The sequence below is a fragment of the Streptomyces sp. NPDC088097 genome, assembly GCF_044741845.1.
Taxonomy (GTDB): Bacteria; Actinomycetota; Actinomycetes; order Streptomycetales; family Streptomycetaceae; genus Streptomyces.
This window is the reverse complement of record NZ_JBIUTJ010000014.1, coordinates 67,940-80,719: the sequence shown is the minus strand read 5'-3', so window position 1 is coordinate 80,719 and position 12,780 is coordinate 67,940. Positions and strand designations below refer to the sequence as shown.

Sequence of the window (12,780 nt, the reverse complement as noted above, 5' to 3'; positions counted from 1 at the left end):
CGCGCCCGACCGTCAGGCACCGGTATCCGTCTCCGTCGACGGCGTCGGCGTCGCGCTCGGGGTCGCCGAGGGGGTCGGCGTCGGGGTGGGCTCAGGCCCGGTCGAGTCCGAGGGGGCCGGGGACGAGGCGCCGCCCGACGGGGTCGGCGCCGAGCACGCCACCGAGTACTCCAGCCACGGCGAGGCCGCCTCGACCGGCCCGCGCACCTCCAGCCGTACCGCGTCGTTCACCGTCGTCCCCGGCAGGCCGCCCGGCTCGGAGTGGTTGAGCTGGCGGGTGCGGGCCCCGTCCGCCTCGTACGCGAGGCTCTGCCACGGGGTGTCTGCGGCGCTCCCGCCGCGCGCCACCCAGCGGTACTCGACCAACGCCGGGACGCGGGCCACCTCCAGGGTCCCGGTGAACGCCGGCGCCGCGTACTCGGGCGGCGGGCAGGTCCCGCTGTACGCGCCGCGCAGGGTGTGGACGTAGACGGTGACGGACTGTGCCGGGCCCGCGGTCGACGAGGCGGACGCCGACGCGGAGGTCGAGGCCGAAGCGGTGGGCGACGGGCTCGTCGGGGCGGAGTCGGAGGGCGCCGGGCCCGTCGGGCCGCCCGCCGGGCGGTCCCGCAGCAGCAGCCACCCCAGCGCGGCCAGCGCCAGCAGCAGCAACACGATCCCGACGGTCAGCACGACCCCGGCCGACCCCTGCGCCTGGGCGGCGGCCAGGGAGGGACCCGGCGCGGGGTCGCGCGGCGGTACGGGTACGGGCATCGGCATCGGCGGGGTCGCCCCGTACCGGTCCCCGTTCGGGACCGTCGTCGCCGTCGCCGTCGCCCCCGCCCGGGCCTGCGACAGCGGCCCGTCCGGATCCCGTACGGTCCCGCCCGCGCCGATGATCCGCAACATCCGGGTCGCCTCCGCGGCGGACAGCCTGGTCGCGGGATCCTTGCGCAGCAGCCCCTCCAGCACCGGGGTCAGCGGCCCCGCCCGCTCCGACGGCGGCAACTCCCGCTCCACGACGGCCTGCAGGGTGGACAGCGCGCTGTCCCGACGGAAGGGGGAGACTCCCTCCACGGTGGCGTAGAGCAGCACCCCGAGCGACCACAGGTCCGACTCCGGTCCGGGCTCACGTCCCAACGCGCGCTCGGGAGCGAGGAACTCGGGGGAGCCGACCATCTCGCCCGTCATGGTGATCGACGAGGAGCCGGTCAGGCTCGCGATCCCGAAGTCGCTCAGCACCACCCGCCCATCGTTGGCGATCATCACGTTGGCGGGCTTCACGTCCCGGTGCAGGACCCCCGACTCGTGCGCGGAACGCAGTGCGGCGAGGACCTGCTCGCCGATGTGCGCGGCCCGCTGCGGGCTCATCGGGCCCTCGGCCTCCAGGACCTCGGCCAGCGAGAGCCCGCGCACCAGCTCCATCACGATCCAGGGCCGGCCGTCCTCGCTCGCCACGTCGTAGACGGTCACGACCCCCCGGTGCGAGACCCGGGCCGCGGCCCATGCCTCCCGCTCCAGGCGTCGGTACATGCGTTCGATCTCGGCCGTATCCATGCCGGCGGGAGCCCGTACCTCCTTGACGGCCACCTCGCGCCCCAGCACTTCGTCCCGGGCCCGCCACACGATGCCCATGCCGCCGCGGCCCAGCGGGCCGAGCAGTCGGTAACGACCCGCCACGACACGCGCGGCGTCACCGACTTCCCCGGCGTGTCGCCCGTCGTCGTTCCCACTCACGCGAACCCCCCATGCGTCACCGGGTGATCACTCCAAGTTAGCGCAGGGTGTGCTCCGTGACCCCTGTCGTGACGGAGTCGTCACCGAGGGGTTCCCACGTCGGCCCGGATGTGCGGAGAGTAATGGGCAACTGCGCTGAGTAATCGTCAACTATCCATACCCATAGGGGTAATTCACGCCACCGGGATACCCGAGGGTGACGCGAGGGCGATAGGGTTAACCTGCCCGGGCCGGGTGCCCTCGTACGGGTGGGGAGAGATCATGGAACAGATAGCAATGCGCAGCAGGCCGCCTCGCGTGCCTGCCATCACCTGCGGTAGCAACGCGACCAGCTCGCGCCTCGACCGCCATCTCGCCGTGTTGGGCGGCCCAGCCGTCCCGCACCACGAGTCGGCCGAGGCGACCCTGCTGATGCGCGAACTCACCGCTCGCGACCACACGCACGTCCAGCGGAGCCGGAGCGCGCGCGTCGCCCTCTTCGCCCCGCTGCGCAGGCTGCGGCGCACCCTCTTCGGCAGCCGCCGCTCGTAACTGCCCCTCTCCCACCTCCGATCCGTACCCGTCGTCGATCCGTAGCGCAGCCGGCCCGGTCCGGCTGCACCCCGGCACCCCTTCCCGGTCCGCCGCCCCAGGCCCGCCGTCCCCCGTCGCGGCGGTGCCCTGGACGGCGCCACGACGGCGTGAGCGCGGCGTGAGAACGGCGCCACCGCGCGCCGCCCTCGCGTCAGCGCACGCACCCGTCTCGTTGGCTCACGCACCCCGCGTGGCACCCCGCCCTCAGGCGATCACACCGTCCCGGCGCAGTGCCGAGACCTGCGCGTCCGTCATCCCCAGGGCTCGCAGCAGGGCATCGGTGTGCTCGCCGAGCCCCGGCACCGCTCCCATGCACGGCTGCGGGCCGCCCGGCAGGACGATGGGCGGCAGCAGCGCCCTTAGCGGTCCCACGGGCGAAGCCACCTCCCGCCAGCGGTCGCGGGCCTCCAGCTGCGGGTGCGCCGCCAGCCTCGCCACCGAGTTCAGCCGGGCGCAGGCGATCCCCGCCGCCTCCAACCGCCCGATCGCCTCGTCCGCGCCGAGCCGCCCCAGTGCCTCGGCCACCACCGCGTCCGTCTTCTCCCGACCCCGCGTGCGGGCCGCGTTCGTCGCGTACGCCGGGTCCTCGGCCAGGTCGGGCCGCTCCAGCACCATCAGCGCGAGGCGCCGCCACTCCCGGTCGTTCTGCACCGACAGCAGCACCCGGTCCCCGTCGGCCGTCGCGTAGGCGTCGTACGGCGCGATCACGGCGTGCGCGAGGCCGGTCCGTACGGGCTGCTCCCCGCCGTGCATCGTGTGGTGCAGGGGATGCCCCATCCACTCGGCGAGCGCGTCCAGCATCGAGACCTCCACCGGGCCGCCGCGCCCGGTCGTCCCGCGCCGCAGCAGGGCGGCGAGCACCCCGGAGAAGGCGTACATGGCGGCGGCGATGTCGGCGGCCGGAATGCCCGCCTTCACCGGCCGCTCCGGTGTCCCGGTGACGGAGACCAGGCCCGCCTCGCACTGCACGAGCATGTCGTAGGCGCGCTTGTGGGCGTACGGGCCCTCGGGGCCGTAGCCGGAGATGTCCACGGCGACCAGCCGGGGGTAGCGGGCGCACAGCGCCGCCGCGTCCAGCCCGAGCCGGGCGGCGGCCCCTTGGGTGAGGTTCTGCACGAAGACGTCCGCGTCCGCGAGGAGGCCGTGCAGCACCTCGCGCCCGCGCGGGTCCTTCAGGTCGAGGGCGAGGGACTCCTTGCCCCGGTTGGCCCACACGAAGTGCGAGGCCATGCCCCCGGCGGCGGTGTCGTAGCCGCGCGCGAAATCGCCGCCGTCGGGCCGCTCGACCTTGATCACCCGGGCGCCGAGGTCGGCGAGCTGACGGGTGGCGAAGGGGGCCGAGACGGCCTGTTCGACGGCGACGACGGTGAGACCGGCGAGGGGGAGGGGCAGCGGCTCGGCGTACGAACGGCCGGGCTCGCCCGGGCCGTCCGCGCTGTCGGGGGTCTCGGGGGTGCCGGGGGCGCGGTTGTCCATGACACCGATCCCTATCCCGCCGGACCCCGGTCTGTCACCCCCCTCTCCGTCCCCCGGTGACCCGCCCCGAGGCCGGCGACCGGATCAGTCCCGGCCGCGCGCGAAGCGCCGGGTGGCGAGCGGCGCGAACACGGCCAGGAGGAGCAGCGACCACAGCACCGCTCCCGCCACCGGATGGACCGCCGGCCAGGCCGCGTCCGGGGCGGCCGTACCGCCCGCGTTGCCGAACAGCCGGCGTACGGCCCCGGCGACGGCGCTGATCGGGTTCCACTCGGCGACGGCGCGCAGCCACCCGGGCAGGCCGTCCGTCGGCAGGTAGGCGCTGGAGAGCATCGGCAGTACGAAGGTGGCGCCCGCCACCTGGCCGGCGGCCTCCTCGCTGCCGCTCAGCAGGCCGAGGTACGTGCCCACCCAGGCGGTGGCGAAGCGGAACAACAGCAGCACCCCGAAGGCCCCGAGCGCGCCGGGCAGTCCGTTCTCGACCCGCCACCCCATCGCGAGCCCCACCAGCACCAGCGGCACCATGGCCGCCGCCGTGGTCAGCAGATCGGCGGCCGTCTGCCCCAGGGGGACGGCGGCCCGGCTCATCGGCAGGGTGCGGAAACGATCCGTCACGCCGCGGTGGGCGTCCTGCGAGGCCGCGAACATCCCGGCCATCAGCCCGTTCGCGGCGGTGGCGGCGAGCAGGCCGGGCACCAGGAACTCCCGGTACTCGGCGCCGGGCACGGCGAGCGCGCTCCCGAAGACGTAGCCGAAGAACAGCAGCATCGTCACCGGCATGGTCTGGGTCAGGATCAGCAGGCCCGGGGAGTGGCGGGCCTTCTGCATCTGACGGGTGAGGACGGCCGAGCCGTCCGCGAGGAGGGAGGTCACGCGGCGTTCTCCTTCGTGGCGCCGGGGCCGGGGAGGCCCCCGGAGGGGCTCCGCGGGGCGGTGGGGTGGGTCGGGTGGGTCGGATTGGTCGGGTGGGGCTCGGTGTTCGGGTGGGGCAGGGTGTTGGCTCCGCTTCCGGTCAGCCGCAGGAACACCTCGTCGAGGGTGGGCGGGCGCAGGCTCGCGTCGGTCACCGCGATCCCGGCCGCGTCGAGGGCGCGGACGATGGCGGGCAGGGTGATCGAGGCGTCCGCGACGCTTACGCCGACCGTGAGCCGCTCCGCGTCCGGCCGGGGTCGGCCGCCGGTCAGCCGGTCCAGGACGGCGGCCGCGCCGGGCAGGTCGGTGGCTGCGGCGAGGGTGACCTCGGCGTGGGAGCCGAGGCGGGCCTTGAGCGCGGTCGGGCTGCCCCCGGCGACCGCCCGCCCCCGGTCGACGACCACGACGTCCTCGGCGAGCCGGTCGGCCTCCTCCAGGTACTGGGTGGTGAGCAACACGGTGGTGCCCTCGTCGGCGAGCGCGCGTACCGCCGTCCAGATCTGCTCGCGGGCCGCCGGATCCAGGCCGGTGGTGGGTTCGTCGAGGAACAGCACCCGGGGGCGCGCGAGCAGCCCAGCGGCCAGGTCGAGCCGTCGCCGCATCCCGCCCGACCAGGTGGAGGCGACCCGGTCGGCGGCCTCGTCGAGACCGAAGCGCTCCAGCAGTTCGTCGGCGCGGGCGCGGCCCGCGCGACCGCGCAGTCCGCAGAGGCGGGCGAAGAGGCGCAGGTTCTCCCGGCCCGTCAGGTCGTCGTCGACGCGGGCGTACTGGCCGGTGACCCCGATGGCGCGGCGGACGGCGGCCGGGTTTCGGGTGACGTCGATCCCGGCGACCAGGGCGCGCCCGGCGGTGGGTGTGGTGAGCGTGGTGAGGATGCGCACGGCGGTCGTCTTTCCCGCGCCGTTGGGGCCGAGCAGCCCGCAGACGGCCCCCTCGGGAACGGCCAGATCGAGGCCGCGCAGGGCGCGCACCTCCCCGTAGTGCTTCTCCAGACCTTCACTAAGTACGGCGTACGCAGTTGTCATGTGTCGCACCCTATCGCACTACGTACGGCGTACGTAACTAAGATGGTGTCGAGACGACGAGGTGATGTGACCGATGCCGATGGCAGCCGACGGGCGCCCCGCTGAACCCGAAGTGATCTGGAGCCGTCCGCCGCGCGCGGGGCGCGGGCCGCGCCCCGCGCACAGCCGCGACTCGATCGCGGCCGAAGCGGTGCGCATCGCCGACGCGGAGGGGATCGAGGCCGTCTCCATGCGGCGCGTCGCCTCGGGGATCGGGTCGGGGACGATGTCCCTCTACAACTACGTCCCCCGCAAGGAGGACCTCTACGAGCTGATGGTCGACGCCGTCAGCGCGGAGTACGACCTGACCCCGCCCGGGGGTGACTGGCGGGCCGACCTGCTGGCACTGGCCCGCCAGACCCGGGCCCTGATGCACCGGCACCCCTGGTTGCCCCGGCTGCTGAGCCCGGTCCACGGTTTCAGCCCGCACGCCCTGGCCTACCTGGAGCACAGCCTCGGCTGCCTGGAGCCCCTCGACGCGACCGGCGGCGAGAAGCTGGAGCTGGTGGCCGCCGTCAACGGCACGGTCGGTGCCTTCGTGGCGAGCGAACTGGCCCTGGCGGAGCGGGCCCGCTCCCTGCCCTGGAGCGAGGCCGACGAGCGGCGCGCACGGACGGCCTGGCTGGGCTCCCGGCTCGCCACGGGCCACTACCCGCACCTCGCGGCGGCGCTCACGGCGGACGGTCCGGCGGCGGGCGGGGACGGGGCGCCGGTGGGGGCGGACGGGGCGCCGACCGTCGACATGGACGCGGTGTTCGACCGGTCGCTGTCCCGCCTGCTCGGAGCGTGGGGGACGTAGGCCTGGGGGACGTAAGCCTGGGTGGCGTAGGCGTAGGCGTAGGCGTAGGCGTAGGTGCGGGGGCGTAGGCGTGGGGCTTCCGGGAGGGAGGCCACGTGAGCGGCCTCCCCTCCGCAACCACCGTCAGAGCAGCGCGAACTGGCCGCCCGGGCCCTCCTCCCGGTGGTCCAGCACCGAGGCGGGCCGGCGGGACCAGCGGGGCGGGGGGAGCACCCCGGCAGCCGCCGGTTCGGCCGCAGGGAGCAGCGGTCCGGGGGTGAACGCGGCCCGCTCCGGGGCCAGATCGGCCAGCAACGCCAGGGTGGTCACCAGGGCGAGCAGCTCGGAGGTCCAGGCCTGCGGCCACCGCGCCGGCCCCAGGGCCGCCAAACCCGGCGCGGCCGGATCCCGGTGCGCGCTCCGGGCGGCGAACCAGGTCTCCAGCACCCGGGCGCCCTGGGCCTCGTACTCCCAGGCCCCGGTCGGGACCGGGGAGATCACCCCGTCCCCCAAGGTCAGCGTCTCGGTCTCCGCGTCGTGGTCGAGCCCCTGGGGCCAGGCCGTCACGGCCGCCCGGACGTACGGTCGCCGCCCGCCCGGCAGCCGGGGAGGCTCCCCGCCGCGCGCCCCGCGCAGCTGGACGGTCAGCAGGCGGTGACCCAGCTCCAGCCCGGCCCGCCAGCGCTCCGGATCGGCCGTCAGCGGGACCTCGTACCCCCGGGGTCCGGGCCGCCCGGCCGCGAGGATCCAGCACAGGACGTCCTCCGGGGTGACCCAGCCCCCGTAGCGGGCCCCCAGCAGCGGCAGCAGGCCCGGCGCGAGGTTCGGCTCGGCCCCGCCGGGGCGGCGGTGCAACGGGCGGATCCGGCCCAGGCGCCCGGCCGGGAGGTGGGCGCTGACCAGTGGTTCCGGAACCCCGACCAGGAACAGCTGCTGCGCGTCGCGGACCCGCCACAGCTCGGGGCGGGCGGCGTCGATGAGCCGTTGGTCGGGCAGCAGCCACTGCTCGTCGAAGGGTGCGCGCAGCACCCGTACGGGGTCGGGGAAGGGGCCGGGCACGTCCGCGAACCGGGCCGTCACCGAGCGTTGCCCCGGCAGCGCGGCCGCCCCCGAGGAGGGCGTACGGGTTCGGGTCGGGCGGAACAGGCGCTCCCGCTCGGGGCCTTCGGCGCCGGTCAGGGCGGTCCAGCGGGTACGCAGGGTCGCCGGATCGGGAGCGGCCACCCAGTCCCGGCCCAGGCGCAGGCCGCCGACGGCCCAGGGCATCAGATCGTCCAGCAGCGGTACGTCATCGCTCACCCGGCAGATGGTAGCGACGGGCCGCTGCGGCCGGGCCGCGTCCAGGCCGAAGCGTTACGCTCCTTATGAGCTGATCTCTGGTGGTTTGCCGGAGACCGAGTCGTCGAGAACGAGGAGCCGACCATGAGCCAGTACGACGAGTACTCGACGCCCTCGCAGGCCGAGGGCGAGCGGCTCGACGAGGACATGGACGAGGCCCAGAGGAAGCAGCGCCACGCGCAGACGCAGCGCACCACGCCCTCCCAGGCGGAGGGCGAGCGGGGGGCGGAGGAGGACGGGAAGTAGCGGAGGAGGGCGGGGCGCCGGGGCGGAGACGGGGCTCAGGGCGCGTCGACGGTCACCGTGAAGGAGAACCGGTCGCCCCGGTAGCGGATCCGGGCCACGTCCACCACGCGCCCGTCCTCGTCGTACGTCACGCCCGTGTAGTGCAGGATCGGGCTCAGTAGCGGCACCTGCAACAGCTCCGCCGTGACCGGATCGGCGAGGCGCGCCTCGACGGTGTCCGTGATCCGGCTGATGCGGACGCCGACCACGTCCCGCAGCACCTTCGTCATCGGCCAGCGCACCAGATCGGCAAGGTCCACGGAGCAGGCCAGCTCCGGGCGCACCGCGTTCTCCGCCCAGTTGGTGGGCTCGCCGCTCTCCTCGTCGTGACGCAGCCTGCGGTAGGTGACCACCTCGGCGACGTCCGGGAAGTGCTCCAGCAACTCCCCGGAGACGGGGGTGCGCTCGCGGCCCAGGATCGTCGTGCGCTCGCCCGACTGCTGCGCCACGATCGCGTCCACCGAACCCAGCAGCCGCACGGGCGCGCCGCGCCGGGCCCCCGGCTCGATGAAGGTGCCGCGCCGCCGGTGCCGACTGATCAGCCCCTCGGTCTCCAGCTCCTTGAGGGCCTGGCGCATGGTCAACACGCTGACGCCGTAGTGCTCGGCGAGCTGCTCCTCGGTCGGCAGCCGCAACGAGGCGTCGGGGGTGCGCCCGAGTATCGAGGCGCGCAGCGACTGGGACACCTGGTACCAGAGGGGCAGCTTCCGGTTCAGTACCAGGGAGTCGGGAGCGAAGGCGGTCACGGGTGGTTCTCCGTACGGATGGCAGGACTTCAGGTGGAGCGGCGCGGTGCCGCACCCCCGCGCGGGCGCTGGGCCGCGCCGTCCGGGTGGTGCGGCGCGGCCCAGCGCATGTTAGGCACGGAAGTGGCGCTGGAGACCCTTCCATACGTCGTCGTATCCGCTCTGGAGGTGGTCCGCTCCGGCCGCCTGGGGGGTGGCGGTGATCGGCCAACGGGTCTCGAACATGAAGGCCAGACCGTCGTCGATCTTCTGCGGCTTCAGCTCGGCGGCGCTCGCCTTGTCGAAGGTCTCGCGGTCGGGGCCGTGCGCCGACATCATGTTGTGCAGCGAGCCGCCGCCGGGGACGAAGCCCTCGGCCTTGGCGTCGTAGGCCCCCTCGATGAGGCCCATGTACTCGCTCATCACGTTGCGGTGGAAGTAGGGCGGGCGGAAGGTGTCCTCGCCGACGAGCCAGCGCGGGGCGAACACCACGAAGTCCACTCCGGCCAGCCCCGGGGTGTCGGAGGGCGAGGTCAGCACCGTGAAGATCGACGGGTCGGGGTGGTCGTGGCTGATGGACCCGATGACGTTGAAGCGACGCAGGTCGTAGACGTACGGGACGTGCGTGCCGTGCCAGGCCACGACGTCGAGCGGGGAGTGGTCGTAGGTCGCGGTCCAGAGGTTGCCGCAGAACTTGTTGATCACCTCGGTCGGGCGGTCGACGTCCTCGTACGCGGCCACGGGCGCCCGGAAGTCGCGGGCGGCGGCGAGGCCGTTGGCGCCGATGGGGCCGAGGTCGGGCAGCTCGAAGGGGCGGCCGTAGTTCTCGCAGACATAGCCACGGGCGGCGACGCCGGCGGCCCCGGTCCCGGCCCTGGTGCCGGTGCCGGTGCCGGTGCCGGTGCCGGGGTCCGTGTCGGGGTCCGTGTCGACGTCCAGCGGCTCGACGCGGAAGCGGACGCCGCGCGGGATCAGGGCCACCTCGCCGGGGCCGGCGGAGAGCAGGCCGAGCTCGGTGCGCAGCAGCAGCCGGCCGCGCTCGGGGACGATCAGCAGCTCGCCGTCCGAGCTGCTGAACACCCGGTCCGTCATGGGTGCGTTGGCGGCGTAGAGGTGGATGGCCATGCCGGTGCGCTGGGCGGCGTCGCCGTTGCCGCCCAGGGTCCAGAGGCTGTCCAGGAAGTCCGTGCCGGGCGCCGGGTCGGGCAGCGGGTTCCAGCGGAGCCGGTTGGGGTCCGGGACGGCCTCGGTGAACGGTGCGGTGCGCAGGGCGCCGTTTTCGGTGCGGGTGAAGGCCGGGTGGGCGGCCGAGGGCCGGATCCGGTAGAGCCAGGAGCGGTGGTTGTGACGGCGGGGCTCGGTGAAGGCGCTGCCGCTGAGCTGCTCCGCGTAGAGGCCGAGGGGGGCGCGCTGGGGCGAGTTGCGGCCGTGGGGGAGAGCGCCGGGCACGGCCTCCGAGCTGTGCTCGTTGCCGAAGCCGGTGAGGTACTCCAGCGCCTCCGCCGTCTTCCTGGCCTGCTCGCTCATGACTGCTCCCGCTCCGTCGATGGAATCCTATGGTTGACAGTAGGATTCCGGAGCCCGCCCGTCAACGGCGGCTTACGGCCGCCTGGCCGATTCCTCGGAGGCGTGGCGCGGCCGTTGGTGTGACGGGCGATGTGACCGGCGGGGCAGCCCTTCGGCCCCTCGGCCTCACCCCCGCCCCTCGGCCGGATTCACGCACGGGGGGCTCCCAAAAGATGAACATTGCTCTACTCTCTCGCGCATGTCGTGGACCCGCAGGTTCCCTGCCGTGCCGGCGGCGCTCCTCGCCGCCCTTCTCGCCCTCCTGTCCCTCCTCGTCGCCGCGCCCGCCGCCCGCGCGCACGAGGAGCGCCCCGTCACCCTCCCCGACGGCTCCGGATCCGTACCGAGGTACCGGGCAGGCGAGCCCGACCTGCTGGTCTGCAAGACGGACCGACCCGCCTTCGAACGCCGGATATCCGCCTTCCCGGACGAGCTGAGACAGCGCAACCTGGCCCTCTACGAGCGCTGTGAGAAGAGCGGCTACCGCCATCTCCAGGAAGCCGTGGACGCCGTGGACCGCCCCGGCATGAACATCGCGATCCTCCCCGGCCTCTACGAGGAGGAGCCCTCCCTCCCCAAGCCCACCGGGGAGTGCGCCCGCCTCAAGGCCCCCGACTCCGCGCTCGGCTACCAGATCCTGTCCTACGAACAGCAGGTGGCCTGCCGCCACAACCAGAACCTCGTGGCGATCCTCGGCAAGACGGACCTACAGATCGAGGGAACCGGCGCCTCGCGCCTGGACGTGGTCGTCGACGCCAAGTACCAGAAGCTGAACGCCATCCGTGCCGACAAGTCCGACGGCATCTACTTCCGCAACTTCACCGCCCAGCGCACCACCTTCAACTCGCTGTACGTCCTCGCCGGCGACGGCTTCGTGATCGACGACGTCCTGACCCGCTGGAACGACGAGTACGGCTTCCTGACCTTCGCCAGCGACCACGGGCTGTACAAGAACTGCGAGTCCTACGGCAACGGGGACTCCGGCATCTACCCCGGCAGTGCCTCCAACATCAACGACGGGCGGGGCTACGACGTGCCCCGCTACTCCATCGAGGTCACCGGCTGCCGCAGCCACCACAACATGGTCGGCTACTCCGGCACCGCCGGGGACTCGGTCTGGGTGCACGACAACGAGTTCGACCAGAACATGGGCGGCGCCTCGATGGACAGCGCCTTCCCCGGCCACCCCGGGCTCCCGCAGAACCACGCGAAGTTCGAACGGAACCTGATCCACGACAACAACGCCGACTACTACCCGAACGTCGCCGACGGCACCTGCGCCAAGCCGTCCGTGGAGCGCGGCTACGAGCAGGGCGTCGTCTGCCCGCAGATCTCCATGCCCCCGGGCACCGGGATCATCACCGCCGGCGGCAACTGGAACCTCTACGAGAACAACTGGGTCTACGGGCACGAGCGCGCGGGCTTCTTCCTCAGCGCCGTCCCCGCCTTCATCCGGGGCGAGGAGGCGTGGTCCAAGCAGACCGACACCTCCCACCACAACCGGTACGCCGGCAACGTCCTCGGCAAGGACAGGTCCGGGGCCTCCCGGCCCAACGGCGCCGACGTGTGGTGGGACGGCCAGGGCGGCGGTAACTGCTGGCAGGACGGCCCCGACGGGTCCACGCCCGGCACCCTGCCCCAGTGCGGGAAGGCGCGGGGCGAGATCAGCGGAGCTTCCGCCCGGCTGGTCGGCGAACCGGTCAAGCTGGCCCAACTCCTCGTCTGCGCCGACTACAACGTGCAGGCCCGCAAACTCCCGGCCGGCTGTGACTGGTACGGGGCGCGGGGCCTGGAGCGGGTCGAGACGCAGGCCGCGCTGGCGGTGGCGGCCGTGCTCCTGCTGGTGGGCGGGGTGCTGTGGGCGCGCCGGCTGAGAGGGGCGCGGCTGGGCACGGTGGCCGCACTGCTCGGCCTGGCGGGTCTGGCCCTGGACGTGGCCGGATCCACGATGCCGCTCACGGACACCTTCGTACCGGCGCTCGCGCTGCTGCTGCTCGGGCTGTGGTGGACGGGGACCGGCGTGGCCCTGCGACCGCAACGCCCCTGGTTGGCCCGGCTGACCCTGCTCCTGGGGGCGCTGACCTTGCTGGACGCCTTCGACAAGGCCGTGCTGATGGTCCCCTGGATCCCGCTCAGCCCCGCCTGGGCGCGGGCCCTGGTCGCGGTGGTGTGGGTGCTGTGGGCGGTCATCGCCTCCGCCCGGCCGGGCGGCGCCCCGGCGAGCTCGGCGGGCCCCGGCGGGGATCCGGCCGGCGACCGGGCCCCCGTCCCGGCAGGGCCCGCCCCGGCCCTGAGCGCGACGGCCGCCACTCCTGAGCCCGCCCGTCCGGACGACGCCGCATGACCG

The 12,780-nt window shown here is 74.0% G+C and carries 11 protein-coding genes; 4 read left to right on the top strand and 7 right to left on the bottom strand.

Annotated elements, in window-relative coordinates:
- Window positions 1-12: 12 nt before the first annotated feature.
- Window positions 13-1,614, bottom strand: coding sequence for a serine/threonine-protein kinase (locus ACIOD1_RS28845; RefSeq protein ID WP_401905624.1), 1,602 nt, complete (start codon window positions 1,612-1,614; stop codon window positions 13-15).
- A gap of 363 nt (window positions 1,615-1,977) precedes the next feature.
- Here ACIOD1_RS28845 and ACIOD1_RS28840 point away from each other — a divergent pair, with 363 nt between their 5' ends.
- Window positions 1,978-2,247 (top strand): hypothetical protein, encoded by a 270-nt coding sequence (locus ACIOD1_RS28840; protein ID WP_365623392.1) that lies wholly within the window; start codon window positions 1,978-1,980, stop codon window positions 2,245-2,247.
- 246 nt (window positions 2,248-2,493) lie between these two features.
- Here the strand turns inward: ACIOD1_RS28840 and ACIOD1_RS28835 are convergent, their stop codons facing one another.
- The 3 genes from ACIOD1_RS28835 to ACIOD1_RS28825 all read right to left on the bottom strand — a co-directional run bounded on the left by ACIOD1_RS28835 (window position 2,494) and on the right by ACIOD1_RS28825 (window position 5,702).
- The gene (locus ACIOD1_RS28835; RefSeq protein ID WP_401905536.1) at window positions 2,494-3,765 is read right to left on the bottom strand and encodes a CaiB/BaiF CoA transferase family protein; all 1,272 of its coding nucleotides are present in this window, start codon (window positions 3,763-3,765) and stop codon (window positions 2,494-2,496) included.
- A gap of 84 nt (window positions 3,766-3,849) precedes the next feature.
- Window positions 3,850-4,638: an ABC transporter permease gene (locus tag ACIOD1_RS28830; protein WP_401905533.1), complete on the bottom strand. Its 789-nt coding sequence runs from the start codon at window positions 4,636-4,638 to the stop codon at window positions 3,850-3,852.
- Window positions 4,635-5,702, bottom strand: coding sequence for an ATP-binding cassette domain-containing protein (locus ACIOD1_RS28825; protein ID WP_401905531.1), 1,068 nt, complete (start codon window positions 5,700-5,702; stop codon window positions 4,635-4,637). The genes ACIOD1_RS28830 and ACIOD1_RS28825 overlap by 4 nt, the downstream gene beginning before the upstream one ends.
- 79 nt (window positions 5,703-5,781) lie before the next feature.
- Between ACIOD1_RS28825 and ACIOD1_RS28820 the strand changes: the two genes are divergently transcribed.
- Window positions 5,782-6,540, top strand: a complete 759-nt coding sequence (locus tag ACIOD1_RS28820; protein ID WP_401905622.1) for a TetR/AcrR family transcriptional regulator — start codon at window positions 5,782-5,784, stop codon at window positions 6,538-6,540.
- A gap of 123 nt (window positions 6,541-6,663) precedes the next feature.
- Here ACIOD1_RS28820 and ACIOD1_RS28815 read toward each other — a convergent pair whose 3' ends face one another.
- The gene (locus ACIOD1_RS28815; RefSeq protein ID WP_365623535.1) at window positions 6,664-7,785 is read right to left on the bottom strand and encodes a type ISP restriction/modification enzyme; all 1,122 of its coding nucleotides are present in this window, start codon (window positions 7,783-7,785) and stop codon (window positions 6,664-6,666) included.
- Between the two features lie 156 nt (window positions 7,786-7,941).
- Here ACIOD1_RS28815 and ACIOD1_RS28810 point away from each other — a divergent pair, with 156 nt between their 5' ends.
- Window positions 7,942-8,103, top strand: coding sequence for a hypothetical protein (locus ACIOD1_RS28810; protein ID WP_365623384.1), 162 nt, complete (start codon window positions 7,942-7,944; stop codon window positions 8,101-8,103).
- Between the two features lie 35 nt (window positions 8,104-8,138).
- Here ACIOD1_RS28810 and ACIOD1_RS28805 read toward each other — a convergent pair whose 3' ends face one another.
- Both ACIOD1_RS28805 and ACIOD1_RS28800 read right to left on the bottom strand, forming a co-directional pair.
- A complete protein-coding gene (locus ACIOD1_RS28805) occupies window positions 8,139-8,888 on the bottom strand; it encodes a GntR family transcriptional regulator (protein ID WP_365623382.1) in 750 nt (249 codons plus the stop codon).
- Between the two features lie 111 nt (window positions 8,889-8,999).
- A complete protein-coding gene (locus ACIOD1_RS28800) occupies window positions 9,000-10,394 on the bottom strand; it encodes a homogentisate 1,2-dioxygenase (protein WP_401905528.1) in 1,395 nt (464 codons plus the stop codon).
- Window positions 10,395-10,632: 238 nt separating this feature from the next.
- On the opposite strand from ACIOD1_RS28800, the gene ACIOD1_RS28795 reads away from it, so the two are divergent.
- The gene (locus tag ACIOD1_RS28795; protein WP_365623378.1) at window positions 10,633-12,777 is read left to right on the top strand and encodes a right-handed parallel beta-helix repeat-containing protein; all 2,145 of its coding nucleotides are present in this window, start codon (window positions 10,633-10,635) and stop codon (window positions 12,775-12,777) included.
- Window positions 12,778-12,780 lie beyond the last annotated feature (3 nt).